Origin of the sequence: Serratia sp. CY33525, from assembly GCF_052169115.1 — a bacterium.
Taxonomy (GTDB): Bacteria; Pseudomonadota; Gammaproteobacteria; order Enterobacterales; family Enterobacteriaceae; genus Serratia; species Serratia sarumanii.
The window spans coordinates 577,469-603,885 of record NZ_JBJNLK010000001.1; the positions used below are offsets into that span (position 1 = coordinate 577,469).

Sequence of the window (26,417 nt, forward strand, 5' to 3'; positions counted from 1 at the left end):
CGGCGCGCTTTTTTCTTCGGATACCCATGATGAAACGCACGCTTCCCGCACTGTTGCTGTTCTCCTCGCTCCCCGCCCTGGCGGCGGAACCCGCCGCTTCCCCCTGGAAAAACATCCCGTTGGGCGATGCGGCCACCCTGTCTTTCGACGGTTCACTGCGCGAGCGCTATGAATGGACGGATCAACGCGATCTGAGCGGCGGACGCGACGACACCTTCATGCAGCGCCTGCTGATTGGCGCGCGCCTCGACTATGGCGACGACTTTGGCGCCTATGTCCAGTTGGGATCGTCACTGGCCACGCCGCGCGATCGCGGGCGCAAGCCGACCGACGAAGATCATGCCTATCTCGGCCAGGGCTATGTGGACTTAAAACTGCCCACCGCCTACGGCCTCGGCACCCTGCGGGTCGGCCGCCAGGAGATTGCGCTGGGTTCGCTGCACCTGATGGGCACCCGCGACGGCCCCAACGTGCGTCGTTCTTTCGACGCCATCCGCGCCAGCTGGGCCAAGGATAAAAACCGCCTAGACGCCTTTATCGGCCACCCCGTCACCCTCAAAACCGGCAGTTTCGACGACGATACCGACAACAGCCAAAAGGTGTGGGGGCTGTACGGCACCACGCCGCTGGCAGCGCTGGCGTCCTCGCTCGATCTCTACACCTTTGGCTTTGAGGATAACGACGCCCACTACGCGCAGCTCAGCGGGCAAGAACGGCGCTATACCGTCGGCGCGCGCATTTTCGGCGCAGCGCAGGGGTTCGACTGGGATAATGAAGCCGCCTGGCAGTTCGGCAGCGCAGAACAGCGCGACATCCGCGCCTGGTCGGCGTCGGCGCACGCCGGGTATAGGATGAGCGACTGGCGCTGGCAGCCGCGCTTTGGCGGCAAGATTGGCATCGCCAGCGGCGATAAAAACGGTCACGATGGGCAGCTCAATACCTTTAACGCCATGTACCCCAAGCTGCCCTACCTGACCGAAAACGGGCTGGTGGCGCCGGCTAACCTGATCGCCATTCATCCTTCGGTCACGATTACGCCGTGGCAAACCCTGGCCATCGACTTCAGCTGGGACGCGTTGTGGCGGCAACGCCGCGAGGATGCCTTCTACCTCGGGCCGATGCGCCCGGTGAAGGGCAGCGCGCAAGGCTCGCGCTTTATCGGCAACCAGTATCAGGTCGAAACCATCTGGACGCCGCGCAGCGATCTTCAGTTCAAGGTGGCCTATGTCTACTTCGACGTCGGCCACAGCCTGCAGCAGCATGCCGGGCTGAAAAACATGAACTTCATCCTGGCGCAGGGCACCTACAGTTTTTAATTATCAGGCAAGTTAATCGGTGTACGCGGGCGCCCTTAATGATCCCTTACTCAATTAATGACGTTCGCCGGCGTATAGCCGCCTATATGCATTGCGGCAATGGTGGCTACTCGCCGCCATTTACAGATGAAAATTAATGAAAAGCAAAAAGATAAATCAGTTAGGTAAACTCCACGAGCCAATTACAGAGTAATATTAAATAAAGATTTAATTCCACCTGGTTATTTAAGTGCGCCTTTTACACATATCTTATGTAAAAGATTCATATAAGAATAACTCATTAATAAAATAATTATGCCTATACTGCTTTCAGCCAACCATTGCGCGCCATTAATTCCTCACCGTGATTAATGATAAGGACATATCCCGCTTGAGTGCGATATTCAAGCCAGACCAAGGAGGCAAGCCAATGATAACCCAATAACTCCCCCTATTTTCAAACCTGTGTACGAGCATATAGAGCGTTAAGTGCAATATTGTCAACGTCCAAAGGAGTTTGATATGTCATTAGCTACCGATAAAATCTCAGATTATTTAACCGATTATGAAAGAGGCGATCGCGAGGGAAGCAGCAAGCCTTCATACGCCACGGAAGACGTTTCAGATCTGTTGCTGAGGAGCCATTATTCCGCCAATGGCAAAGGCGTGACTGACCATGCGGCAACAATAACCTACTCTTTCCCCGTGTATACCGACAGCGATAAGCCAGGATCCGCACAGCTTACCGCCGCCCAACAGGCCCAAACCAAGCTTTCATTGCAGTCCTGGTCAGACGTGGCCAATATCACCTTCACCGAGATCAAAGGCACCGATGCCAAAAGCGCTGATATAAAGTTTGGTTTTTATAAGGCGGCCAGCGGAGGCAATTACACCTCCTATGAAAGTACGCAAAACGACCTGAAAAGCACCATCTGGATCAGCGGCAACAAAGGCTACGACGCTTCGAATCCGCAGACCAATAACTATGCCAGGGATACGCTGACCCACGAAATAGGGCATGCGCTCGGGCTCTCCCACCCCGGAAACTATGATGCCTCCAACGCGACTTACCCCACCTACACCAACTCGGCGAAATATTATGAGGACGACCATCAATATTCTTTGATGAGCTATTTTAGTGAACAAAACACCGGCGCCGACTATAAAGGCGTATGGCCCTCGGGGCCGCAGCTGGATGATATTACCGCCATTCAGAAGCTGTACGGCGCGAACACCACCACGCGCACCGGTGATACCACCTATGGTTTCAACTCGAATACGGATCGAGACTTTTTGAGCGTTAAGGCGTCCACGGACAAAATCGTGGCGGCTATCTGGGATGCCGGCGGCAACGACACGCTGGATTTTTCAGGCTACAGCCAAGATCAGCGCATCAACATTAACGAAGGCTCATTCTCAGATGTGGGCGGATTGAAGGCGAATATCGCCATCGCCTATGGCGCGCAGATTGAAAATATCATCGGCGGCAGCGGCGCCGATATCTTAGTGGGCAACGCACTGAACAATACGCTCAAAGGCGGCGCAGGCAACGATATCATTTACGGTGCCGACGGCGCCGATCAGCTCTGGGGCAATGCAGGCGCCGACACCTTCGTCTTCAGCGCAGCCGACGACAGCCAGGCCGCCGCGCCGGACTGGATCCGTGATTTCCAAACGGCGGTGGATAAAATCGATCTGTCGTGGCTCAACCAGACGGTTAAGGCCGAGGGGGGCGAGTTGCACTTCGTCGATAATTTAAGCGGCTCGCTGTATGAAGCGGCGCTGAATTATGACTCGCAGCAGAATGTCACCGATCTGGCGATCAATCTCTCCGGCCATAACCAGCCTGATTTCCTGGTTAAAATCGTGGGGCAGGTCGACGCTTCCGCCGATATTCTCGTCTAGCCAAGAAACCCGCAGTCCGGCGCGAACGCCGGACTGTTTATCTCTTCGCAGGCCTCCGATGGCGTTTTTTGCGCGGTTCCCACATCACCAAAGCAGTAAATGGGTGTGAGGAGCAACGGAACAATAAACGCACTTAAGCAGTCAATTTAAATGACTATTATTCTATAAATCAATAAGTTATTACGTCATCGCCAGAAATCATCCGTTCTTCTTTCTTGTCTCATCCATCACACAGCAAATGATAGTCATTATCATTTGATATCTATTCCTGATGCTCATAACCTACTGTTCATGCATACAGTTTTCGTAATTTTTAACCATCTTCGTCTTAAATGCGCAGCGTCGTTAACTGTCTGTAAAGCGTTACCATGTGCCATTTCCATGGCAGGAACTTATTAATAAACTGAGGAATTATCATGGCTGAACAAAAGAAAAATGCCCAGGTACAGAGTGGCGTCAACGACGACATCACCGAACTAAAGTCGCTGACTACACTGCGCAAACGGGTCGTCAGCGACGGTGAAATCGTCTCAAAATCTGCCAACGGCTTTCGACTGGCCAACGGCAACACCGGCGTAATGTTGCGTAACGACGGCAAGGATTTTTATGCCCTGACCACACCAACCGGACAGGCACAGGACGGGCAGTGGAACACGCTGCGCCCCTTCTCGTTCAATCTGGCTTCCGGTCGGGTTGCTCTGCGCAACGGCGTAGATATCTCCGGCGGGGCGATGGTTTCGCATAATGCGGACATCTCCACTGCGACCACCGGCCCGGCTCCGCTTATCAACGGGCAGGTCTATAATGCGGCAACTATACATACCGAATTTACCAGCGGTAATATCACCACGACCATGCTGATGGGGTCACGCGTGGTCGCCGGCAAAGAGGATTATGGCCTGCTCTCTTACCGCGACTGGCAGGGAAACTGGAATGAACTCCGGGTCAAACCCAATGCCGAGCTGTCTGTTGGACAACTGACCAAGCGCAACGCTCACGGCTGGTTCACTGCAAGCCCGCCTGAGAATGTCGATAAATCGCAGGAATCCCTTACCAACGGGCTTTATTTACCTAATCCAGGTAATAAACACGTAAAAATTTATCACCACGACCATGTGAAGTACAACGAGCTGGTCATTAACGTGAGTGACGGCAATAAAAATAGCTGGTTCGTTTTCAAAGAAGACGGCTATGCCGTCACCGGCGGCGGGTGGAACATCAGCTCTGACGTCCGTATGAAAACGGAAATAACCCCAATCGACGGCGCCCTGGACAAGCTGGCCAACATCGGCGGCTACACCTACCTCAAACAGGGCGTACCGGAAGCCGGCGTGATTGCACAAGAAGTGGAAGAAATTCTCCCCCAATCCGTGACCCAGACCGAGCTGAAACTCAATGACGGCAGCGTGCTGAAAGACGCCCGCAGCATCAATATCAACGGCGTAGTCGCGTTGCTGGTTGAAGCGCTTAAGGAAGAACGCTCACTGCGCGAAGCAGAACGAGAGGCTTTTGAAAGACGACTGGTTGCCTTGGAAAAAGGCATTGAGCGCGCCTGATTAACAATATTGGGCCGTTAGCACTGAATACCTCTCAGCGCCTTTACAGGCGAGTACCACGCTTGCAACACGATGACGGAAAGGAACTCAATTATGAATGGATTTAATTACGGTGATGGTAAAGGAAGGGAGCGTCAAAGCGGTGTAAATGTAGAAGCTGCTTCCCGGTTCGATAATGTCTGCGTTATTCGCAGCTCGGCAGCGCGTCGATTACATCGTTCTATTTGAAGAGGGATCGGATTATGACACGATATGAAGATATAACGCAGTATGAACGCGATGTAATGACTTCAATGGGATACAACTGGAATGGACATGGTTGGCAACGAGGGTTTGACTTATCAGATAGCAATATGGTTGTAGAAGCATGGGTTGGCGAGGGTTTACCTGATAGACAGAAGGAATTGAGTAATATTACCCATATCTGGGATCAAAAAATTTCCGATATTAATAAACCGATAAGTGCTTTTGCTCCTGAAGATGATGATATCACGCCATTCAGTAATGAAGCAAAAGAGAGTTACCGTGAGGATTCAGATACAGCCATTCAGTTTGCAGCTAATAAAGCAAATGAAATTGACAACCAAATTAAAGAAATTCAAAAGGATATTGACGCATTAAGCAAGAAAGCTGAAAGTAGTCAACTGACTGAGTTCGAGAAAGCAAACCTAAAAGTAATTATTAGCAAGTTAAAGGTAAGTAAAGAACGCCTTACCATTCTTCGAAATGAAGCTAATAAACGAAAAGTACATCAGGAATATTTAAAGCTGAATAATGAAGACTGGTTCTTCTCTAGAGAAAAGCCCACCTCCTGGGTTAGGGAGCAGCAATCATTAAACAGAAAGGAAATGGGTAAAAAACTGGAAGAAGAGAAGAGAATACAGTCAGAAATTGACACAGCCAAACAAAATATTGAACATTTAGAAAATGAACAGCGTGAGAAGGAAGAGGAAGTCCGCAAAGCTGAGGAAGCTCGCAAGGCAGAGGAAGCCCGTCGAGCGGAAGAAACCCGCAAAGCCGAAGAGGCCCGTAAGGCAGAGGAAGTCCGTCGAGCTGAAGAAGCCCGCAAGGCTGAAGCAGCTCGGAAAGCGCTGTTCGCCAAAGCCGGCGTACTGGACGCCCCGGTCTATACACCCGGCATGATAAAAGCGGCCAATGCCGCGATGGCCACGGCCGGGGTCATGGTGCTCAACCGCGCGGGCGGTATGGTACAATTATCAACATGGATCAACAGCGTGATGACCAGCGCCAGTGAGCTGGCCGGCTGGGTATCCGGTGGAGTGTGGCGCGGCGCCGTCGAAGTTTCCCGGGTTACCACGCTCACTGCGGTAGCTCCGGCAGTCGGCGCCTTCGTTGTCGGATTCTGGCCGGGGAAAGCCGGTGAAAGTCAGAGCGATATTGATAAATTGCTGGGTCGTGATTTAACACAGATGTTTACCGTTCCGGCCAGCCTGGTTGCCGCAGGGAAAACACCGATTCAGCCGGAAATGACCACGGTCGATTTACCGGTGCGCGGGTTTATTCGCAGAGGGAATAGCGGTCAGCAAGAGGTAATACTGGTCAAAACAGGAACGGGCGGCGTCTCCGCTACCGTGCCGGTGTATCGGCCGGTTCGCGATGAAAAAACCGGCCTGGACCGGATAACCTTGCCGGCGGTTGCCGGTGCGCCGGGGCGAACCATTTTGATAAACCCGGGCACCGCCCCGTCGGGTCCGTGGCATACCGGCAATCCTGCGTCTGCAGCGCCGGTAACGCCGGTGCATACCGGTACGGAGATAAAGCAGGCCGACAGTATCGTCACGACGACGTTCCCTGCAGATGACATGCCACTGCAGGATTTTATCTACTGGCAGCCTGATGCAACGGGAACCGGTGTTGAGCCTGTCTATGTCATGCTCAGTGGTATCTATGGTGAAACCAACGCTAAAGGGCAATACAGTGGTCGCGACTACAACACGGACAAGGCCGGTGGCCCAATTCAGAATCTGGACTGGAAAACCGCCACCATTGACCGCGCCGGCGTGGACAAAGTGAAGCTGCATACCGGGCGGTTTGGCGAATCTCCCGATAACAAGGTGATGATTGACCGCCTGGAAAATATCCTGAAGGGAGAAGTACAGCCCACCGATACCGACAAGCGTTTTTACACCCACGAAATCAGGGAATTGGAGCGTTATAGAGCAGTTGGTGTTCCTGATGGAATATCACCTGATGACGATGGTGCTACATGGAATAACACTCATACGGCGACGTTGGAAGATTACAAATTAAGTAGCGATCGCTCTCTGTTATATACACCAGAAGCATTAAAAGCTGGTGATGAATAAATCTGGAGGTTATATATGATTGATTTTAAACCTATGTTTGAAAATGAACAAATCCGAGACATAGTTTTATTCTTGTCGGGACGAAAAGAAAACGGGATATCTCATCCTCAATTAGATGGGTATTGCACTATGTATGGTAATAAACGTATATCAAACATTGAACTGATCTCATTAGTGAAAAGCATGCGAGAAAAAGGGGATGTATCATCTAATGGAAAAGGTGGCTATAAAAGAGGTCCAAACTGGAAAGAACCCGCATTCGTAACCGAGAAAAAATACGGTATTGAGTAATTACCAGTGCCTTCCATAAGTGCGTTTTAAGCAGCGTCCAACAAACGAGAGTTTGTTGGACGTTTTCGTTGATGGCTAATTCCACGCCAGATTGGTTTTCAGTCCAGCCCTGGGGCAGAAAACAACGGTTTTGGCTCCGTTGCTCCCCCCAAATCGCGCAGACGAGCTCACACCGCTTCCAGCTCCGCCGCCAGGGTGGCGACCAGCTCCGCCGCCGGCATCGGCCGCGCCAGGCCCACGCCCTGCCCGGCCCACAGCGACATAAACTCTCCGCGCCCGGCCTTGGCCGCCGCCTGGCGGATATCGCCGGTGAGCGCGTTCTGCACCGGATAAGGCAGGATCTGCGCCTCTTCCGCGCGCATCTGCCGCATGAAATCATTGACGATACCGCGCGCCGGGCGGCCGCTGAAGGCGCGCGTCAGGCGCGTGCTGTCATCACCGGCGTTGCGCAGCGCCGCCCGCCAGGCTTCGGCGATGCCCGACTCCGGGCTGCACAGGAACGCGGTGCCCAACTGCGCCGCCTGCGCGCCCAGCAATTGCGCCGCCGCGATGCCGCGCCCGTTCATGATACCGCCCGCGGCGATCACCGGGATCTTCACCGCCGCCACCACCTGCGGCAGCAGGGCCATCAGGCCGACGCAGGATTGCTCGATATCGCCGAGGAAGGTCGGGCGGTGGCCGCCCGCCTCCGAGCCAGAGACGCAAACGAAGTCGGCGCCCGCCTCTTCCCAGGCGCGGGCTTCCGCCACCGTGGTGGCGGTGCCGATCACCCGCGAGCCGGCCTTCTTGAACTGCGTAACCGTGGCGCGCGGCAGCACGCCGAAGGTGAAGCTGGCCACCGGCGGCGCCGCCTCCAGCAAGGCCGCGATCTGGTCACGGTTGTTTTCGGCGAATTGGGTGGGGATCGGCGGCTCGCTCAGCCCCAGCGCTTCGCGGAACGGCCGCAGCAGGTGCTGGGCGCGCTTGAGCTCGGCGAGATCCGGGTGCTGCTCATCGAGCAGAAACAGGTTGATGTTGAACGGCCCGGCGGTCTGCGCGCGGATCTGCTGCACCCGTTCGAGGATCACCGCCGGTGAAAACAGCGCCGCCGCGCACGAGCCCAGCGCCCCGGCGTTGCTCACCGCCACCGCCAACGCCGGCGGCGACGCGCCGTTCATCGGCCCCTGAACGATCGGATAGCGCAGCCCAAGCTCGCGGGCAAAAGCAGAAGGTGCCGTCATCAATGTGTCTCCCTGTGCTGACTACATTCGTCTTACGGCGGCCGCGCCGCCGAACCGACCAAAAGCATAGCACCTTCTCACCGCCTGGCCGCGCAGTTAATGCTTCACCTGACGCCGGTCGAGCGACAGGAAGTGATGCACCACCGGTTTCTCCGGCCCGATATGGAAGCGCAGCGCCACCTGCTGCAGATCGGCGTCGGCGTGCGACACCCGCTGGTGCTGCCGCAGGTGCTCTGCCCAGGACTCCACCAGGAACCACTCCATGATGCATTCCGGATCGCCGGTGTGCTCGGTAATGCCCCAGGCGTAAGCGCCGTCGCGGCGACGCGCCCGCTCCAGCATCAGCAGCGTGCGCAAGAACTGCGGCCGATCCTGTTCGCGGATGCGGTACTCCACCTGAATCATCACCGGGCCGCGATCGTTCTCGACCGGCGTGTTGACCAGCGGCTCCGGCCAATGGTTCGACGGCTGCAGATCGGCTTCGCCGGTCGGCAGCCGCAGGCGGTGGAACAGCAGCCCCGCCGCCAGCAGGCCGACGCCGCCGACCAGCAGCGTGGCGGCCACGCCCAGCTCCTGCGCCACCAGCCCCCACAACAGGCTGCCTGCCGCCATCGCGCCGTTGAACACCATCAGGTAGATGGCCAGGCCGCGGCCGCGCACCCAGTTGGGCAGAACGCCCTGCGCCGCGCCGTTGAGCGTGGTCAGCGCGATAATCCAGCCGGCACCCAGCACCAACAGCAGCACCACCGCCAGCCACTGCGGCGGCGCCAGCGACAGGGCCGCCATCACCACGGCGGTCAGCACCGCCGCCAGCAACACCAGCCCGTCGGCATTCAGCCGCTGGCGCAGGCGCGGCAACACGATCGCGCCGAGGATCGCCCCGGCGCCTACCGCCCCCAGCAGAACGCCGTAAAAACCGGCGCTGCCGCCCAGCATGCGGCGCGCCACCAGCGGCAGCAGCGCCCAAACCGAGCTGGAGAAGGCGAAGAACACCGCCGCCCGCAGCAGCACCACGTGCAGCTCGCGGCTGGAACGGGCATAGCGCAGGCCGGCGCGGAAGGCGCCGAAGAAGTGTTCCGACAGGCCGCTGTCCTCGGCCTTCGGCCGCTTCCACCACAGCAGCGCCGCGATCACCAGCACATAGCTCATCACGTCCGCGCCGTAGGCCGCGCCGGCGCCGAAGCTGGCCAGCAGCAGGCCACCGGCCGCCGGGCCGATGGAGCGGGCGATGTTGATGCCCAGCGAGTTCAGCGCCACGGCGTTTTTCAGCTCGGCGCGCGGCACCAGCTCCGGAACGATCGCCTGCCAGGTCGGCCCCATCAGTGCCGCGCCGATGCCGCCGACGAAGGTCAGCGCCAGCAGGTATTCCACCGTCAACGCACCGGTCTGCGACAGCACCAGCAGGCTGCCGCTGACGCAGGCCAGCAAAATTTGCACGAAGATCAGAAAGCGCCGTCGATCGAGGATGTCCGACAGTACCCCGGCCGGGATCGCCAGCAGGAACACCGGCAGCGTGGCGGCGGTCTGCATCAGCGCCACCGCCGAAGGGTTACTCGACAGATCGGTAATCAGCCACGAGCTGGCGACGTCGCGCATAAAGCTGCCGACGTTGCCGAGCACCGTGGCGCCCCACAGCACCGCAAATAAGGGGATTTTCAGCGGCGCGAAGCCGCCCGCCGCCGCCTTGTTGTCCGCCTGTTCAGCCATCCGTTCGCTCCTTCAAATCGTTAAATGCCACCAGCAACAGCGCGCCGGACAGCCCAAGGTGTTCAAAAAATCCGTTCATCATCTGGCCGCGTTCCGCCCCGTCGAACTGCCAGAACGGATTGGCCATCAGCGTCGCCATCAGGGTGAAACCGGCCAGCGCCAACGCGCCGAGCCAGCGGTAAAAGCCGCTCAGGATCAGCACCGACGCCGCCAGTTCCAGCAGCGTAACCAGCACGGCGAACAGCGCCGCCGGCTGCAGGCCGAAGTGGGTCATCTCGGCGATGGCGCCTTCGACGTTCAGCGCCTTGACCAATCCGCCCTGAATGTAGGCGGCGCAAATGGCGAGCAGCAGCAGCCAGCGCACCGCGGGCGCATGCAGCCGCTGCGCGCAGCGGGCGGCGATAGCAGTCAGGTTCATCGCGCCCCCTTAGAACGGCGAATTCTGGATAAAGGCCAGCAGATCGGCGTTGAAGCGATCGGGATCGACCTGCGCCAAGCCGTGAGCGCCGTCGGCGTATACGTTCAGCTCCGCCTGTTGCATAAGCTTAGCGGCTTTCAGCGCCGAGGCGCCGATCGGCACGATCCGATCGGCGTCGCCATGCACCAGCAGCGTCGGCCTGTCGATCGCCAGCAGATCGGCGGTGAAGTCCACTTCGGAGAACGCGCTCACGCCGTCGTACTGCCCTTTCATGCCGCCCTGCATGCCCATCAGCCAGAAGTGGTCGATCAGCCCCGCATTGCTCTCCACCTCGTCGCAGTGGAGACCGTAGAACGGCACCGCCAGATCTTTGAAGAACTGCGAGCGGTTGCCCGCCACGCCGCTGCGAATGCCGTCGAAGGCCGCCATCGGTGTGCCTTCCGGGTTGACCGGCGTTTGCAGCATCAGCGGCGGCACGGCGCCCACCAGCACCACCTTCGCCACCCGATCGCTGCCGTGGCGGCCGATGTAGCGTGCCACTTCGCCGCCGCCGATGGCGTGGCCGACCAGGATCAGATCGCGCAGATCCAGCGTTTCGATCAGCAGAGCCAGATCGTCGGCGTATTGGTTGATGTCGTTGCCGTGCCAGGTCTGATCCGAACGGCCGTGGCCGCGGCGATCGTGGGCGATCACGCGGAATCCGCTCTGGCCGAAAAACAGCAGCTGGTTGTCCCAGGCATCGGCGGACAGCGGCCAACCGTGGGAGAACAGGATCGGCTGGCCGCGGCCCCAATCCTTATAGAAAATGCGTGCGCCATCGGGCGCGGTGAGGATGCTCATGACGTGTTCCCCGCTCGGTATTGAATTGGATTTTGTACCGGGTAACAGTACGGCAGGCGCAAAGGCAGTGATAACGGAATAATTTTCGCATGATCGCGAGTTTTTTTGCTGAAGAGGCCGGCGTCGCCGCCGGCGCAAAACGTCAGATGTTTTCCAGATCGATACCGCGCGTTTTCGGGCCGAACAGCCCGATCACCAGCATCACGATCAGCATGCTGGCGACGATAAACGCGATCACCCCCAGCGAGCCGCCGTACTGCAGGATAATGCCGATGATGATGCTGCTGAACACCGTCGACAGCCGGCTGAAGGAGTAGCAGAAACCGACGGCGCGGGCGCGAATATGGGTCGGGAAGATCTCGGATTGATACGAGTGGTAGCTGTAGGTCAGCCAGGCGTTGGACCAGGTGATGAAGAAGCCGCACAGGATCAGCCACAGCGGGTTGTTCTGCAGCGCGAACAGCGAGCCGAAGACCACCGTCACCAGGCAAGACAACACGATCTGCCACTTATTCTCCATCTTGTCGGCGTAGAAGCTGCACAGCAGCGAGCCCAGCGGGTAGGCCAGCGTAATGAAGAAAGCGTACAGCAGGCTGTGGGTGACCGATGCGCCCTTGCCCGACAGCAGCGCCGGCAACCAGTTGCCGAAGCCGAAGAAACCGATGGCCTGAAAGAAATTCATCACCACCAGCATCAGCGTGCGATCGCGATACTGCGGCGCCCAGATGTCGCGAAAGCGGCCGCGCAGCGGTGCCCCCTCGGCATCGTCCACCGGGCGCGACGGGAAGTCCACGGCCATCACGCCGCAACGCCGTTCCATATCCCGCATCACCTGCCGGGCCTGCGCATAGCGCCGCTGCTGCACCAGCCAGCGCGGCGACTCAGGCAGCCCCTTGCGCACCAGCCAGATCACCAGCGAGGCCAGCGCGCCGGCGATCACCACGTAGCGCCAGCCGCTCAGGCCCCAAATCGTCTGCGGCACCAGCCACCAGGACATCAACGCCACCGCCGGCACCGACAGGAACTGCACGAAGAACGCGAAGGCGAAAGCCCGGGTGCGCAGATGCGCAGGCACCCACTCCGTCAGATAAGTGTCGATGGTCACCAGCTCAATGCCGAGCCCGACGCCCACCAGAAAGCGCAGAAAGATCACCCACTCCGCCTGCTGTTGAAACGCCAGCAGCAGCGAGAAGGCGCCATACCAGATCAGGGCGAACATAAAGGTGGCGCGGCGGCCGAAGCGATCGGCGTACGGGCTCAGCAGGCTGGCGCCGACGAACAGGCCAAGAAAGGTGGCGGAGGCGAAGGCCGCCTGGTCCGACACGCCGAAGACGCCCTGCGCGCCGGTGTGGAAAATGCCGTCGGCGATAAGGCCGGTGCTGATATAGCCGGTCTGGAACAGATCGTAGAGTTCGAAAAAGCCGCCCAGCGACAGCAGAATGATAAAGCGCCACAGGCCGGCCGACGCGGGCAAGGCGTCGATTCTGGCCGCCAGATCCCGCGCATGGATCGGCGACGCCGCTACAGAGTCACTCACCGTTAACCTCGCATTAACATTTTTGATGGCTTTCTATGCTAGCGAAGCGGCGTCGGAGTTAAATTTTTAATTAGCAGACTATGAAAAAAAGTTAAGCATAAAACGCTGCAGCAGCCTGTTTTATAGCAGGAAAATGCAACGCGGGATGCCGCAGCGGCATCCCGAATCGGTGGCTTAACGGCTGGGGTGCTGCTGCAGCCGTTCGCTGCGGTAGAAGCTCAGCAGGCACCCGCCGAGGGCGATCAGCGCCAGCGGCGCGGCGACGAAGCCGATGTTGCCCATGCCCAGATGCAGGCTTACCTGGTTGCCCAGCAGCGCGCCGCTGCCGATGCCGAAGTTGTACAGGCCGGAGAAGATCGCCATCGCCACGTCGGTGGCGTCCGGCGCCAGGCTCAACACTTTGGCCTGCATCGACAGGCCGATGGCCATGATCGCCATGCCCCAGAAGATGCACAGCACCGTCAGGTGGCTTTCGCTGCCGGCGGCCGGCAACAGCAGCAGCAGGCTCAAGGCCAGCAGCGCGATGGCGCCGATAAAGAAGCCGGAAGGAAAACGCTCGCTGTAGCGGCTGAACAGCAGGCTGCCGACGATGCCGGCGGCGCCGAACAGCAGCAGCATCAGCGTGGTGAAGTTCTCCGACAGCCCGGCCACGGTCTGGATAAACGGCTCGATGTAGCTGTAGGCGGTGAAATGCGCCGTCACCACGATGACGGTCAGCATGTACAGCGCCAGCAGCGCCGGGCGTTTGAACAGCAGCGGCACGCTGGCCAGCGAACCGGAGTGCTCACTTTTCAGCACCGGCAGCAGGCGCCACAGCAGCACCAGCGCCAGGGTGGCGCACACCGCGATGCCGATAAAGGTCATGCGCCAGCCGAGCAGTTGCCCCACCACCCGCCCGAGCGGCAGCCCGAGCACCATCGCCAGCGCGGTGCCGCCCGCCAGCAGGCTCAACGCCTGGGCTTTCTTGCCCGGCGGCGCCACGCGGATCGCCAGCGAGGCGGTGATCGACCAGAACACCGAGTGCGCCAGCGCCACGCCGGCGCGCGAAATGACCAGCGTGGTGAAGTTCCAGGCCACGGCGGTCAGCACGTGGCTGGCGATAAACAGCATGAACACGCCGATCAGCAGCTTGCGGCGCTCGATTTTGCTGGTCAGCAGCATGCACGCCAATGAGGCGGCGGCGACGATCCAGGCGTAGATGGTGATGATCAGGCCGACCTGTTCGGTTTGCATCGAGAAGCTGGCGGCGATGTCGCTCAACAGACCGACCGGAATAAATTCGGTGGTGTTGAAGATAAAGGCCGAGACGGCGAGGATAACCACGCGCAACCAGGCGGTTGAGCGCGAAACGGCAGCGTGTTCCATGGTAAACAAAATCCGGACAGGTGCGGGCAAGTAGCGATATTTTAACCAACCGGCCCGCTAAATGCGATACACGTCACACTTTAATTGTGTGGTTTTTTTCGCCGCATTTCGACACATTCGCAGACACACGGTTGCACAAATGCTGTGCTAATCTATTGAAGCGTACCAATTTTTCCTGCCGCTCTTCCCCTCCGGCCGCCGCAGACGACGCGCCGCGCCGAAGAACCGCGCGCAGTGTCCATTTGGCGTTTTCTGAGGCGAGGTCATTATGTCCGCGATTTATGATTGGTCCGTGCTCGCATTGCGCAATGTTTACGATCGCCGCATTCAGGGCAAGCCGGTGCTCGACAGCGCCGCGCTGTTCCCCGACGCCGAACGTTTCACCGCCCAGTGGCGGCAGATCCGCGAAGAGGCGCTAACCGTCGCCCACGATCTGCACAATATTCCCCGCTTTCACGAGATCATGATCCAGCAGGCGTCGATTTCCGCCAACGACGCGCGCGACTGGCGCATGTTCATCATGAAGGCCTACGGCCAGCCGATCGCCCGCAACCTGGCGCGCTGCCCGACGCTGGCGGCGTTGATCGCTTCATCCCCGGACGTGCTGTCCGCCTCGCTCTCCTTCCTGGCGCCCGGCAAGCAGGTGCCGCCCCACCGCGGGCCGTTTCGCGGCATTCTGCGCGGCTATCTGGTGCTGGACATGCCCAAACGCGCCGACGGCGCGCCGGCGGCGGTGCTGAAAGTGGACGGCCGCGAATACCGGCTGCACGAGGGGGAGTTCATGCTGTGGGACGACACCTTCGAACACGAAGTGTGGAACGACAGCCCGCAGGTGCGCACCGTGCTGCTGCTGGACATCCGCCGCCGCGACATGCCCGGCGGGCTGCGGCTGCTCTCCAGCGCCATCATCGCCCTGGTGCGGCTGAACGTGCGCTGGATGCAGAAACAGTTCTGAAGCGGGCCTCCCTGCCCAAAGGGCGGCGCTCAGCCGCCGCCCAGATAGGCCTTTCTCACCTCCGGATCGTTCAACAGCTCCTGGCCGCTGCCGGTGAGGCGGATCTGGCCGTTGACCATCACATAACCGCGATCGGACAGCTTCAGCGCGTGGTTGGCGTTCTGCTCCACCAGAAACAGCGTCATGCCGCTGCGGGTCAGCTCGCGCAGCACGCCGAAGATCTGCCGCACCACGATCGGCGCCAGCCCCAGACTCGGCTCGTCCAACAGCAGCAGCTTCGGCCGGCTCATCAGCGCGCGGGCGATCGCCAGCATCTGCTGCTCGCCGCCGGACAGGGTCATCGCTCGCTGGTTGCGCCGTTCCTTGAGGCGCGGAAACAGCTCGAACATGCGCTGCAGATCCTCCGCCAGATAGCGGTTGCCGACGGTGATGGTACCCATCAGCAGGTTCTCCTCCACGCTCATGTCCGGAAAGATGCGCCGCCCTTCCGGCGCTTGCGCGATGCCGCCGGCCGCCACGTAGTGCGTGGAGCGGCGGCTGATGTCCTCGCCGCCAAACAGGATCTGCCCGCCGGCGATGCGCGGCTGGCCGAAGATCGACATCAACAGCGTGGATTTTCCCGCGCCGTTGGCGCCGATCAGCGCCACCGTCTCCCCGGCGTTGACCTGCAGCGACACCTTGCGCAGCGCCTGGATCGGCCCGTAAAACACGTCCACTTCGCGAAATTCCAGCATCGCTTCGCTCATCCCGCCAGCTCCTCTTCGTCCGCGCCCAGGTAGGCGGCGATCACCGCCTCGTTGTGCTGGATCTCCTGCGGCGTGCCGCGGGCGATCACGTCGCCGTGATCGAGCACGATCACCCGATCGGAGATCTCCATCACCATGCCCATGTCATGCTCGATCAGCAGCACCGTGATGCCGTGATGCTGGCGCAGGAAACGGATGATGCGGCTCAGCGTGGCCGTTTCCACCGGGTTCAGCCCGGCGGCCGGTTCGTCGAGGCAGATCATCTCCGGCGTGGTGCACATGGCGCGCGCGATCTCCAGCCGCCGCTGCTGGCCGTAGGACATCTCCCCCGCCAGCCGGTTGGCGCAGTCCACCAGATCCACCACCTCCAGCCAGTAGAAGGCGTGATCCAGCGCGGCGCTCTCCGCCCGGCGGTAGCCCGGCGTATTCAGCACCCCGGCGATCAGGTTGCGGTTGCTCTGCATGTGCTGCGCCACCAGCAGGTTCTCCACCACCGACATTTCGCGGAACAGGCGGATATTCTGGAAAGTGCGCGCCAGCCCGGCGCGGTTGACCAGGTGGGTGCCGCCGAACATCTTGTAATAGAGGCGCGAGCCGAGCCGCTTCGGGCGTATCCAGTCGCCGGCGCGGAACTTCTGCCCCAGCACCTGGATCACGTCGGTCGGCCGCTTGTGGGTATTGAGCAGGATCGCGCCGCCGCTGGCGCGGTAAAAGCCGGTCAGGCAGTTGAATACCGTGGTCTTGCCGGCGCCGTTGGGGCCAATCAGGGCGGTGATGGAGCCGCGCTCCACCTCCAGATTGACGTCGTTCAGCGCCTTGATGCCGCCAAAGCGCATCATCAGGTGCTCCACCCGCAAAATGGCGTCGCTCATGGCGCCACCCCCTTGCGTTCGGCGAAGCTGGCGCGGCTGATGCGCACCAGCCCACGCGGCCGCCAGATCATCATCGCCACCATCAGCACGCCGAACAGCAGCACCCGGTATTCGGCGAAGCTGCGCAGCAGCTCCGGCGCCACCGTCAGCACGAAGGCCGCCAGCACCACGCCGAGGGTGGAGCCCATGCCGCCCAGCACCACGATCGCCAGGATCAGCGCCGACTCGAAGAAGGTGAACGAGGTCGGGTTGACGAAGCCCTGATAGGTGGCGAAAAACACCCCCGCCAGCCCGGCGGTGGAGGCGCCCAGCATAAAGGCCGACAGCTTCACCAGCACGTGGTTCAGCCCGAGAGAGCGGCAGGCGATCTCATCCTCGCGCAGCGCCTCCCAGGCGCGGCCGATCGGCATGCGCGTCAGCCGGTGCTTGATGTACAGCACCAGCAGCACCACCAAAAACAGCACCGCGTAGATGAAGATGAACTTGAGGTTGGGGTTGTAATTGATGCCGAGAAACTCGTGGATCGGCACCCCGCCGTCTTTGGCGCGGCGGCCGAACTCCAGGCCGAACACCGTCGGCGCCGGCACCGAGACGCCGTTCGGCCCACCGGTGAGCGACATCCAGTTGTTCAGCACCAGCCGGATGATCTCACCGAACCCCAGCGTGACGATCGCCAGGTAGTCGCCGTGCATGCGCAGCACCGGGAAACCCAGCAGCGCGCCGGCCAGCGCCGCCATCAGCGCCCCCAGCGGCAGCATCGCCCAAAACCCCAGCCCGAGGTACTGATAGCCCAGCGCCAGCCCGTAGGCGCCGATGGCGTAAAACGCCACGTACCCCAGATCGAGCAGCCCCGCCAGCCCGACCACGATATTCAGCCCCAGGCCGAGCAGCACGTAGATCAGGCCGAGGATCGCCACCGTCAGCAGGTATTTGGTGGCGACGAACGGGAACAGCAGCGCGATCGCCGCCATCAGCGGCAGGAGCCAGCGCAGGTTGGATTTATAGCCCAGCGGCCGCACGTAAACGCCGTCGTTGCCACCGTCGAAGCGCGCCAGCACCCTGCGCCCCGGCGCGGTTTGCAGGAACAGGCTCAGCAGCAGCCGCCCGGCCATCACCGCGATGATAATCCACACCAGCCGGTGCGGTTCGAAGTTAAAGCTGTAGCCGTTCAGCACGATGCCGACGATCGGCCCGAACACGATCAGGGCGATCAGCCCGGCCAAGACGGCGTCCAGCAGGCTGCGTTTAACGTCCAGCCCGCCGTGGATCACGGATTGCGACATGGCGTTCTCCTTAAACCTTGGCGATCAGCGGCCGGCCAAGCAGGCCCTGCGGACGGAAGATCAGGATCGCCACCAGCAACCCGAAGGAGAACACGTCCTTGTAATCCGAGTTCACCATGCCGGCGAACTGCGCCTCCGCCACCCCGAGCAGCAATCCGCCCAGCATGGCACCCGGCAGCGAGCCGATGCCGCCCAGCACCGCGGCGGTGAAGGCCTTGATGCCGATGATAAAGCCGACGTAAAAATCGAAGGTGCCGTAGTTCATGGTGATCAGCACCCCGGCCAGCCCGGCCATGGCGGCGCCGATCACGAACACCAGCGAGATCACCCGATCGGTATTGATGCCGAGAATCGAGGCCATTTTGCGATCCTGCTGGGTGGCGCGGCAGATGCGCCCCAGCCGGGTGCGCTGAATGATGTAGGTGAGGATCGCCATGCCGAGCAGCGACGCCACCAGAATAAACACTTTGGTGTAGGTGATTTGCACCACGCCGCCGTCGAACTCCAGGCGGAACACGCCGCTCAGCAGCGTTGGGATGCCTTGCTGGCGCGGCCCTTGGCTTATCTGCGCGTAGTTTTGCAGGATTAACGACATGCCGATGGCGGAGATCAGCGGCGCCAGGCGGGTGGAGTTGCGCAGCGGCTTGTAGGCGATGCGCTCGATCACCCAGCCGTACACCCCGGTGATGACGATGGTGAACACCAGCGTGCCGAGGATCAGCAGCGGGAACGAGTGCAGCCCGAAGAACGACAGCAGCGCCAAACCGATGGCGCACAGGTAGGCGGAGATCATGTACACCTCGCCGTGGGCGAAGTTGATCATGCCGATGATGCCGTAAACCATGGTGTAGCCGATGGCGATCAGGCCATACACCGCACCGAGGGTCAGGCCGTTGATCAGCTGTTGCAGAAAGAATACATCCATAATGAGCAGTCTCGCCTGGTAAGGCCGCCAACGCAGTCCGACGCGGCCCAAAGGTCATCGCGGAACGGGCTCGCCAGAGCGGCGAGCCCGTCGGTCATAGGGTTACAACTTCAAGGTTCGGCCGTTTACAGCTGGTGATATTTGCCCTTGTCATCCCATTGGTAGACCACGTAGTCCGAGACCTTCAGGTCGCCCTTCTGGTCCCAGGCTTTTTTGCCCATCACGGTATCCACATCGTGCGACTTCAGCCATTCGGCGGCCTTGGCGCTGTCTTTGCCGCCGGTGGCGTTGAAGGCGGCGGCGATCGCCTGGATCGAGGCGTAGGAGTAGAGGGTGTACCCTTCCGGCTCAAAGCCGCTGGCGCGGAACTTGGCGATCACCGCCTTGCCTTCCGGGATCTGACGCGGATCGTTGCCGAAGGTCATCAGCACGCCGTTGGTGTACTGCGGCCCGCCGGCGGCGGTCACCAGTTCTTCGGTCACCACGCAGTCGCCGGAGAAGAACTTGGCGGTCACGCCCTGCTCGCGCATCTGGCGCACCAGCGGCCCGGCTTCCGGATGGCAGCCGCCGAAGTAGACCACGTCCGGCTTGACCGAGGCGATCTTGGTCACCAGCGCGTTGAAGTCTTTCTCGCCGCGCGACAGCCCCTCATACAGCACTTCCTTGACCCCGCGCTTGTTCATCGCCGCCTTCGCCGCGTCCGCCAGCCCCTGGCCATAGGTGTCTTTATCGTGGATCACCGCGATGCGCTTGGCCTTCAGGGTGTCCAGCATGTAGTTGGTGGCGATCACGCCCTGCTGATCGTCGCGCCCGCACATGCGGAACATGGTCTTCATGCCGCGCTCGGTGATCTGCGGGTTGGTGGAGCCGGGGGTGATGGCGATGATGCCGGCCTCGTCATACACCTCGGAGGCGGGCATGGTAGAAGAGGAGCAGAAGTGGCCGACCACCGCCGAGACCTTTTCCTGATCCACCAGCCGGTTGGCGACCGCGACCGCCTGTTTCGGTTCGCAGGCGTCATCCCCCTGCACCAGCTTGATTTTTTCCCCTTTGATGCCGCCGGCGGCGTTGATGTCCGCCGCCGCCTGAGAAGCGCCGCGCCAATACTGATCGCCGTAGGTGGCGTTCGGCCCGGAGAACGGCCCGGCGACGCCGATGACGATATCGGCCTGCGCGGAAAACGCCGTACCTAAACAACCGATGAGCAAAGCAGCGAGCGGACTTTTTATCAATTTCGATGACATTGTTATCTTCCTCAGCACTGGTGTAGCGGAACGCCCTGGGGCGCGGAACTTTCACTTTATGTGTAGACGGGGAAAATAATTTTCTTGAGAGCGCAGTCGCATTCCCCAAAAATGGGTAAGCAAAAATCCAGCCATTGTGACGACGAATACATATTATTTGCTTATTCATCCTACATATCAGTTGCGGCGCGGCGTTTGACGGGGTTAACGGGGGATAAGCCGTACGGCTAAGAGGGAAGGTGCAGGATAGCGAGAGTGACCCTGCACCATCGCCGTGCAACGGCTTGTGCAAGCGACGTCAAAACGATTTGGGATGCAAAAATCAGCGCATAGCGATGGAAAATGCCGAAAAACAGCGCAAGGTGCTCATTCCCTCAGCAAACGCGCTTTTTTTGCAGTTTAGCGCTTTGACAAACCCCAGGCGCCCCGCTATTATTCGCCCCGTTCCAACAATTCCTCTGTAGTTCAGTCGGTAGAACGGCGGACTGTTAATCCGTATGTCACTGGTTCGAGTCCAGTCAGAGGAGCCATATTTAGAAAAGCCCGCTCAGGGAAACCCGAGCGGGCTTTTTGCTTTTGGTTTTCCGGGCAATGGCGGAGATGCCAGCGGCTATCCGAACATTGCCACACAACCATAACCTCTTAAAGTAAATCACATAAAGTACGGTTTATTACCGTCAGTACCCGGCTGGTTAACACCGATATTTTCGCCAATGTGTCTCTCAGGCTCATCAATAATGTCGGCAATTAAAGCGGCGACGCTCTTACGCGATACGATCGTCCCTTTGAACGGCTCATCGCGAGTAGTGAGTTCATAATCAACCTTGTCTTCATCCGTTAACCAGGCCGGGCGCAGAATGGTGTAATTCAGCCCCGAGGCTTCAATGGCGTCAGCCGCCCGCCGGAATGGCTTGAGGGGTTCACCAATAATCGTACGATTCCATTCACCGAATTTTCCCGGGACTTCATCGTAAATCCCCAGCGAAAGAACAAAGATCAGGCGTTTGACGCCGCAGGCCTGCATGGCGGCAATCACCGCCTCAGCCTGCGCATCCAGATCCTCCCCCGTCAGGTTGGCATACACCAGATCCTGGCCCTGTATCGCTTGTTCCAAAGCGGATCGGTTCAATACATCGCCGATAAAGATCCGCGCGTTGGTCGGATGCGAATGGATTTTTTCCGGCCGGCGAGCGAACAACGTTTGCACGACTGCCGGTTCATCCGCCAACCGTTCGATAACATGACAGGCGATTTGACCGCCTGCGCCAAGGATCAGGACATTCTTCATGGTCTTCTCCATCGATTATTCGCCCAGGTGCGCGGCGAAAAACGGCAACACCTTGTCCAGCGCTTTGCGAACGGCTTCCGGTTTGTCATACAGCTCGTAATGTGAAAAGTCCGCTAACGACACCAGCTCGCGATGTGCTGAAGCCGTTGCGCGTCCATAGACTTCCATACCATCGCGATAGGCGCCAAAGGCGCCGACTTTCTCACCCACCACCACCATCACCGGCTGAGTCAGCAGCAGCTCGGTAAACGCGAAGGCATCCCAGGCCAGCGTTTTTTGCGCGTGCGAGAACAGCATGCGCGTTGCCCCGCCCGGCTGCTGACCGCGCGCGGTCTTGTAATAGTCCGTCGCTTCAAAAACATCGCGCTCTGTGAGCCCGTGGACAGTTGCCGCCTCCGGGCTGGCGGGCAGCAATTCGTTCACCTGGAGCTCACCGCCGCGCGCTTCAAGGGTGCGCTGCGCAGCCATCGCATCCAGCGCCGCTAGCGGATCGTAACTGCTGAAGCCCTCGCGGAAGAGTCGCCCAATATTAACGCCAGTGATGCTCACCACGGCTTTGATGCGTTTCTCCGTCAGGGTGGCATTGACGGCATAGCCGCCACCGCCGCAAATGCCCAGCACGCCGATACGATCCGCATCGACATACGGCAAGGTGACGGCGTAGTCGATGACGCGGCTGATGTCCTCTACGCGCTGAGCCGGATCTTCTATCCAGCGCGGCGCTCCGCCGGATCCGCCCTGAAAACTGGCGTCATAGGCGATAACGACGTACCCCTGCTCCGCCAGCGCTTTGCCATAAACATTGCCGGAGGTCTGTTCCTTACAGCTGCCGAAAGGATGGACGCTGACCACCGTCGGGTAACGTCTAGATTCATCAAACCCCAGCGGCAGCTGAATGTTGGCGGCGATGTGCCAGGCCATATCTGCATTTTGGATGCGGACGTTTTTCATTACAGCGTCTCCTCAAAGAACGGTGCCAGGACGGAAACGGCTTCGGCGACATAGGCTTTGCCGTCATACAGATCCATATGGTTAGCGCCTTCGACGATGTGGTAGCGCTTATCATTGCTTGATGCACGATCGTATAAGTCATCGCTCATCCATTTACTGCCCGCCACGCTACCCGCCACGATCTGCATCGGCTGGGCCAGATACACTTCAGCCATGTGGTAGGCGTCGTAGGTAATGATCTGGTTGAGACTGCGCAGTGTCGCATAGCCAGGCGCCGTCGGATATTGCGCGCGCGGAGTGTGGTAATACTCCCAGGCCTGGCGCAGCTCTTCGTTCGGCGCATCGGATTCTTTCATAGGCGCCAGCGGCATGGTGGCATGTTCACCGCTGTTGATATCGCCAGTACGGGCGTTGGAGCCGGCCTCAACATACGGCAGCGCATCAATGGACTTCACATTGTTTTCCCACCCGTTGCGAAACATCGAGCCGATATTGACGGCGCTGACGGTGCCGATCGCCTTAATGCGGCGATCCTGGATCGCGGCGTTGGCGGTATAGCCCGCGCCGGCGCAAATCCCCATTGCGCCAATGCGCGCATTATCGACATAAGGCAACGTGGTCAGGTAGTCAATCACCGCGCTGACGTCTTCGGTACGGATATAGGGGTTTTCCAACTGACGGGGGACGCCGCCGCTTTCCCCCTGGTAAGAGGCATCGTAGGCTACGGTCACAAAACCCTGCTCTGCCAGTTTTGCGGCGTAGGTGCCGGCGGTTTGTTCTTTCACGCCGCCGCCCGGGTGAGAAACGACGATGGCCGGATACTGGCGGCTCGCGTCGAATGCCGGCGGGAAGTAGAGCACGGCAGAGAGATCAATCATCGGGTTATTGCTATTAGTGAAGCTGATTTTCTGGTTCATCATCCGGTTCCTCGTAGGGGCTATCGGTTAACTGCAACGTTTGGTGTTATCACTATAGATATTGAACATTCAGATGATTAGACCCAAAATCATGATTGAACCTATCATTTAAATGATTAATCAACTGAGCGTGAAACAGAGATGAAACGTGATGAGATAGCCGATCTGGTGGCATTCGTCGTGGTCGCGGAGGAACGCAGCTTCACCCGGGCCGCCGCCCGTCTGGGCATGGCGCAGTCGGCGTTAAGCCAGATAGTCCGGCGCATTGAAGAACGGCTGGGGTTTCGTCTGCTGACGCGCACCACGCGCAGCGTGGTCCCCACCGAGGCCGGAGAGCAACTCTTATCGACCCTTGGCCCTATGCTGCATGATTTAGATGCGGTCATGACCTCGCTGGGCGACCTGCGCGATCGGCCATCCGGTACGATACGCATTACCACGGTTGAACATGCGGCAAAAACGCTGTTGCTGCCGGCCATGCGCACGCTGTTGAAATCCCACCCTGAAATTGACGTACAGCTCGTCATCGATTACGGCCTGAGCGATGTGGTCGCCGAGCGTTTCGATGCCGGCGTCCGTCTGGGGGGAGAGATGGATAAAGATATGATTGCCGTGCGTATTGGGCCTGACATTCCGATGGCGATCGTTAGCGCGCCTGATTATCTTGCCCGACGAGGCACCCCGACATCGGTGGCGCACCTGGTCGATCATCAGGCAATTAACCTCTATCTTCCCACATCGGGCACCGCCAACCGCTGGAGACTCATCCGCGGCGGGCGTGAAGTCCGGGTTCGCATGGAAGGCCAACTCTTGTTAAACACCATCGACCTGATCCTGGATGCCGCTATCGACGGGCACGGCCTGGCCTACCTACCCTACGATCAGGTACAGGCCGCCATTGATGAAAAAAAGCTCGTCCGCGTGCTGGATAAGTTCACCCCGGATTTACCGGGATATCACCTTTACTACCCGCATCGCAAACACCCAGGCTCTGCCTTTTCCCTGCTCATTGATGTGCTGAAGTTTAATGGAACATAAACCCCGAAGTTGCGTTCTGCCGCCAGAATTCGCTCTGACAGCACACCGACATCAGAAGAGCCATATTTAGAAAAGCCCGCTCAGGGAAACCCGAGCGGGCTTTTTGCTTTCACGCTAAATGCGTCGACAGGCAACGTTACTCTTTGGCTATCGGCGCGGCATTTTCATCAATTTTTACCTTACCCTGAATATCAGCAATCTTCCTCTCCAGATCCGCCACCTGCGCTTTGCTGTGCAGCAAGGTATAGGTCAGATCAAACTGCGCACTGGCGCCAGGCTGCAATTGCTTAACGCGTTTTTGTTCGCGCTCGATGGTGACCGGGTAGGCATAGCTGGTGCCCGGCTCAATCCCCGTCACATATCCCTGTTTTAACGTATCGGTATTCTTCCACAGCGTCAGGACGGGCAATTGGCGGGTATCGAACTGAATCGCCACCCCTTTGTCGCCCGCGTGATTGACCAGCGCCGCCAGTGTCTGATGATTCGGATCCGATAAGGGCTTAATGTTAAAGACCATTTCATCGAACCCTTTGGTGGGGCCGGCATAGGTTCCCCAGGTCTTCAACCCGGCTTTGGCATAGTCGTTAAACGGGCTGATGCTGGCCATCGGCGCCAGGAAGCGGGCGCCATTTTCCAGAATCGGCGCGCCGAAATTGCTGTGGTAGATAATCTGGTAGTCGTGGGGATAATCCGCCCGGTTGGTTAACACATCATGCAGGCTGAAACTGTTGCTGCCGGGTACGTAGCGCAGTTCGGTCAGGGTTTGCAGATCGGCTTTTTTGAATGTGCTCTCTTTGATCAGGCCGCGAATACGAATTTCATACGGCGCCGTATCCGCTACCTCAACCTCAACCAGTGAGGCCGGCGTATTGCCCGCTTTACCGTGCAAGGTGTAAATTTGCCCTCCTTCGGTCACCGGATGACCAGTCCACTCATAGCCGCAGCGCACCATCATCTCATTGAAACCTTCCAGCCAGCCGAGCCCATTGCGGCTTTCCAGGTTGATAAAGGCGGGGTTGACCACCTCTTTGACCGGAGAATCCCACCCCATTTTCGCGCCAAATCCTTCCGCCCGCAGGAGGTTCATGCCGCGCGTGGGACTCAGCGTGATGGTCAGGCCATCCTCGCTGCGGATAATCACGACTTTGCTGCCTTCCTGCTTGCCGCCGTGCAACACTTTCTGCTCAATGCTGAACGTTTTATCTTTAACCTTCAGCGCTTCACTCGAAATCTTCCAGTTTCCTTTCTCCACGCCATCTTCAGCGCTGGTCAGCACCCAACTCTGCGCCGCCGCCTGCCCTGAAATCAGGGCCGAAAACACCGCCATAACCCACGTTTTCTTCATTTCCCTTCCCCTTTAGCTGAATCGATTTTTTTACTCACGAGAGAAATCTACTGTTAAGCAGGTTAAAGAAATGTGATGAACTTCACCGGGTGAATATTTGAATAAATAGTGCGATAAAAATACGAATTTGTTCGCAGTTTTAATGAAACACGTTGAGTTATTGCACGTTAAATGAGCGATTAATCAACATAAGTCGTATCGTTTCAGCTTTGAGCAGGGGATGGTTTATCGCGAAGGTACGGCGGGTGACTTGTTAACGCTATCTGGCTCAAACGGCAGCGCCCATACAGCCAGCACGCCTTGAGCCTCTTTGCTTTCACGGCTGCCTCCTGATATCGGGGGCGCCATATTGCGAACAGCCCGCTCAGGGAAACCCGAGCGGGATTTTTGCT

22 protein-coding genes and 1 tRNA gene are annotated in these 26,417 nt (G+C 59.0%); 8 read left to right on the forward strand and 15 right to left on the reverse strand.

Annotated elements, in window-relative coordinates; translation table 11 throughout:
- Positions 1–26: 26 nt before the first annotated feature.
- The 5 genes from ACJ8IM_RS02790 (at position 27) to ACJ8IM_RS02810 (ending at position 7,374) form a co-directional block, all read left to right on the forward strand.
- Positions 27–1,316, forward strand: a complete 1,290-nt coding sequence (locus tag ACJ8IM_RS02790; RefSeq protein ID WP_033654937.1) for an alginate export family protein — start codon at positions 27–29, stop codon at positions 1,314–1,316.
- Positions 1,317–1,817: 501 nt separating this feature from the next.
- Entirely contained in the window at positions 1,818–3,200 is a 1,383-nt protein-coding gene (locus ACJ8IM_RS02795; protein WP_041035877.1) for a serralysin family metalloprotease, read from the forward strand.
- Between the two features lie 416 nt (positions 3,201–3,616).
- Entirely contained in the window at positions 3,617–4,756 is a 1,140-nt protein-coding gene (locus tag ACJ8IM_RS02800; RefSeq protein WP_033654939.1) for a tail fiber domain-containing protein, read from the forward strand.
- A 242-nt stretch (positions 4,757–4,998) separates the two neighbouring features.
- Positions 4,999–7,083, forward strand: coding sequence for an S-type pyocin domain-containing protein (locus ACJ8IM_RS02805; RefSeq protein WP_308317396.1), 2,085 nt, complete (start codon positions 4,999–5,001; stop codon positions 7,081–7,083).
- Positions 7,084–7,098: 15 nt separating this feature from the next.
- Positions 7,099–7,374: a hypothetical protein gene (locus tag ACJ8IM_RS02810; RefSeq protein ID WP_071796825.1), complete on the forward strand. Its 276-nt coding sequence runs from the start codon at positions 7,099–7,101 to the stop codon at positions 7,372–7,374.
- Between the two features lie 167 nt (positions 7,375–7,541).
- On the opposite strand, the gene ACJ8IM_RS02815 is transcribed toward ACJ8IM_RS02810, so the two are convergent.
- The 6 genes from ACJ8IM_RS02815 to ACJ8IM_RS02840 all read right to left on the reverse strand — a co-directional run bounded on the left by ACJ8IM_RS02815 (position 7,542) and on the right by ACJ8IM_RS02840 (position 14,461).
- Entirely contained in the window at positions 7,542–8,594 is a 1,053-nt protein-coding gene (locus ACJ8IM_RS02815) for an NAD(P)H-dependent flavin oxidoreductase (RefSeq protein WP_101455525.1), read from the reverse strand.
- A gap of 96 nt (positions 8,595–8,690) precedes the next feature.
- Positions 8,691–10,301, reverse strand: a complete 1,611-nt coding sequence (locus ACJ8IM_RS02820) for an MFS transporter (protein WP_101455526.1) — start codon at positions 10,299–10,301, stop codon at positions 8,691–8,693.
- On the reverse strand, positions 10,294–10,719 hold the full coding sequence (locus ACJ8IM_RS02825) for a DoxX family protein (RefSeq protein ID WP_043147684.1): 426 nt from the start codon (positions 10,717–10,719) through the stop codon (positions 10,294–10,296). Before ACJ8IM_RS02825 ends, ACJ8IM_RS02820 begins: the two co-directional genes overlap by 8 nt.
- 9 nt (positions 10,720–10,728) lie before the next feature.
- Entirely contained in the window at positions 10,729–11,559 is an 831-nt protein-coding gene (locus tag ACJ8IM_RS02830) for an alpha/beta fold hydrolase (protein ID WP_043147685.1), read from the reverse strand.
- A gap of 142 nt (positions 11,560–11,701) precedes the next feature.
- Positions 11,702–13,096, reverse strand: coding sequence for an MFS transporter (locus ACJ8IM_RS02835; protein WP_172448736.1), 1,395 nt, complete (start codon positions 13,094–13,096; stop codon positions 11,702–11,704).
- Positions 13,097–13,270: 174 nt separating this feature from the next.
- Positions 13,271–14,461, reverse strand: coding sequence for a sugar transporter (locus ACJ8IM_RS02840; protein WP_101455527.1), 1,191 nt, complete (start codon positions 14,459–14,461; stop codon positions 13,271–13,273).
- Positions 14,462–14,729: 268 nt separating this feature from the next.
- On the opposite strand from ACJ8IM_RS02840, the gene ACJ8IM_RS02845 reads away from it, so the two are divergent.
- Positions 14,730–15,416, forward strand: coding sequence for an aspartyl/asparaginyl beta-hydroxylase domain-containing protein (locus ACJ8IM_RS02845; protein WP_033654946.1), 687 nt, complete (start codon positions 14,730–14,732; stop codon positions 15,414–15,416).
- A 29-nt stretch (positions 15,417–15,445) separates the two neighbouring features.
- Here ACJ8IM_RS02845 and ACJ8IM_RS02850 read toward each other — a convergent pair whose 3' ends face one another.
- From ACJ8IM_RS02850 to ACJ8IM_RS02870, 5 genes are all read right to left on the reverse strand, one after another.
- Complete coding sequence (locus ACJ8IM_RS02850) at positions 15,446–16,162, reverse strand: ABC transporter ATP-binding protein (RefSeq protein WP_033647952.1); 717 nt, start codon at positions 16,160–16,162, stop codon at positions 15,446–15,448.
- The gene (locus tag ACJ8IM_RS02855; protein ID WP_101455528.1) at positions 16,159–17,034 is read right to left on the reverse strand and encodes an ABC transporter ATP-binding protein; all 876 of its coding nucleotides are present in this window, start codon (positions 17,032–17,034) and stop codon (positions 16,159–16,161) included. Before ACJ8IM_RS02855 ends, ACJ8IM_RS02850 begins: the two co-directional genes overlap by 4 nt.
- Entirely contained in the window at positions 17,031–18,317 is a 1,287-nt protein-coding gene (gene livM / locus ACJ8IM_RS02860) for a high-affinity branched-chain amino acid ABC transporter permease LivM (RefSeq protein ID WP_101455529.1), read from the reverse strand. The genes ACJ8IM_RS02855 and livM overlap by 4 nt, the downstream gene beginning before the upstream one ends.
- A 10-nt stretch (positions 18,318–18,327) precedes the next feature.
- A complete protein-coding gene (locus ACJ8IM_RS02865) occupies positions 18,328–19,242 on the reverse strand; it encodes an ABC transporter permease subunit (protein WP_004928592.1) in 915 nt (304 codons plus the stop codon).
- Positions 19,243–19,367: 125 nt separating this feature from the next.
- Positions 19,368–20,486 (reverse strand): branched-chain amino acid ABC transporter substrate-binding protein, encoded by a 1,119-nt coding sequence (locus ACJ8IM_RS02870; RefSeq protein ID WP_033647954.1) that lies wholly within the window; start codon positions 20,484–20,486, stop codon positions 19,368–19,370.
- 454 nt (positions 20,487–20,940) lie between these two features.
- Here ACJ8IM_RS02870 and ACJ8IM_RS02875 point away from each other — a divergent pair.
- Positions 20,941–21,016 (forward strand) — tRNA-Asn (locus ACJ8IM_RS02875).
- Positions 21,017–21,138: 122 nt separating this feature from the next.
- Here the strand turns inward: ACJ8IM_RS02875 and ACJ8IM_RS02880 are convergent.
- The 3 genes from ACJ8IM_RS02880 to ACJ8IM_RS02890 are packed head-to-tail and all read right to left on the reverse strand — an operon-like array spanning position 21,139 to position 23,645.
- Entirely contained in the window at positions 21,139–21,774 is a 636-nt protein-coding gene (locus ACJ8IM_RS02880; RefSeq protein ID WP_033655222.1) for an SDR family oxidoreductase, read from the reverse strand.
- A 15-nt stretch (positions 21,775–21,789) separates the two neighbouring features.
- Positions 21,790–22,725 carry an alpha/beta hydrolase gene (locus ACJ8IM_RS02885; RefSeq protein WP_033655221.1) on the reverse strand — a complete coding sequence of 312 codons (936 nt, stop codon included), beginning with the start codon at positions 22,723–22,725 and terminating at the stop codon, positions 21,790–21,792.
- Complete coding sequence (locus ACJ8IM_RS02890) at positions 22,725–23,645, reverse strand: alpha/beta hydrolase (RefSeq protein ID WP_033655220.1); 921 nt, start codon at positions 23,643–23,645, stop codon at positions 22,725–22,727. The genes ACJ8IM_RS02885 and ACJ8IM_RS02890 overlap by 1 nt, the downstream gene beginning before the upstream one ends.
- Before the next feature lie 138 nt (positions 23,646–23,783).
- On the opposite strand from ACJ8IM_RS02890, the gene ACJ8IM_RS02895 reads away from it, so the two are divergent.
- Positions 23,784–24,680, forward strand: coding sequence for a LysR family transcriptional regulator (locus ACJ8IM_RS02895; RefSeq protein ID WP_033655219.1), 897 nt, complete (start codon positions 23,784–23,786; stop codon positions 24,678–24,680).
- Positions 24,681–24,816: 136 nt separating this feature from the next.
- Here ACJ8IM_RS02895 and ACJ8IM_RS02900 read toward each other — a convergent pair whose 3' ends face one another.
- Positions 24,817–26,025, reverse strand: coding sequence for an aldose 1-epimerase family protein (locus tag ACJ8IM_RS02900; protein WP_033655218.1), 1,209 nt, complete (start codon positions 26,023–26,025; stop codon positions 24,817–24,819).
- Positions 26,026–26,417: the final 392 nt, after the last annotated feature.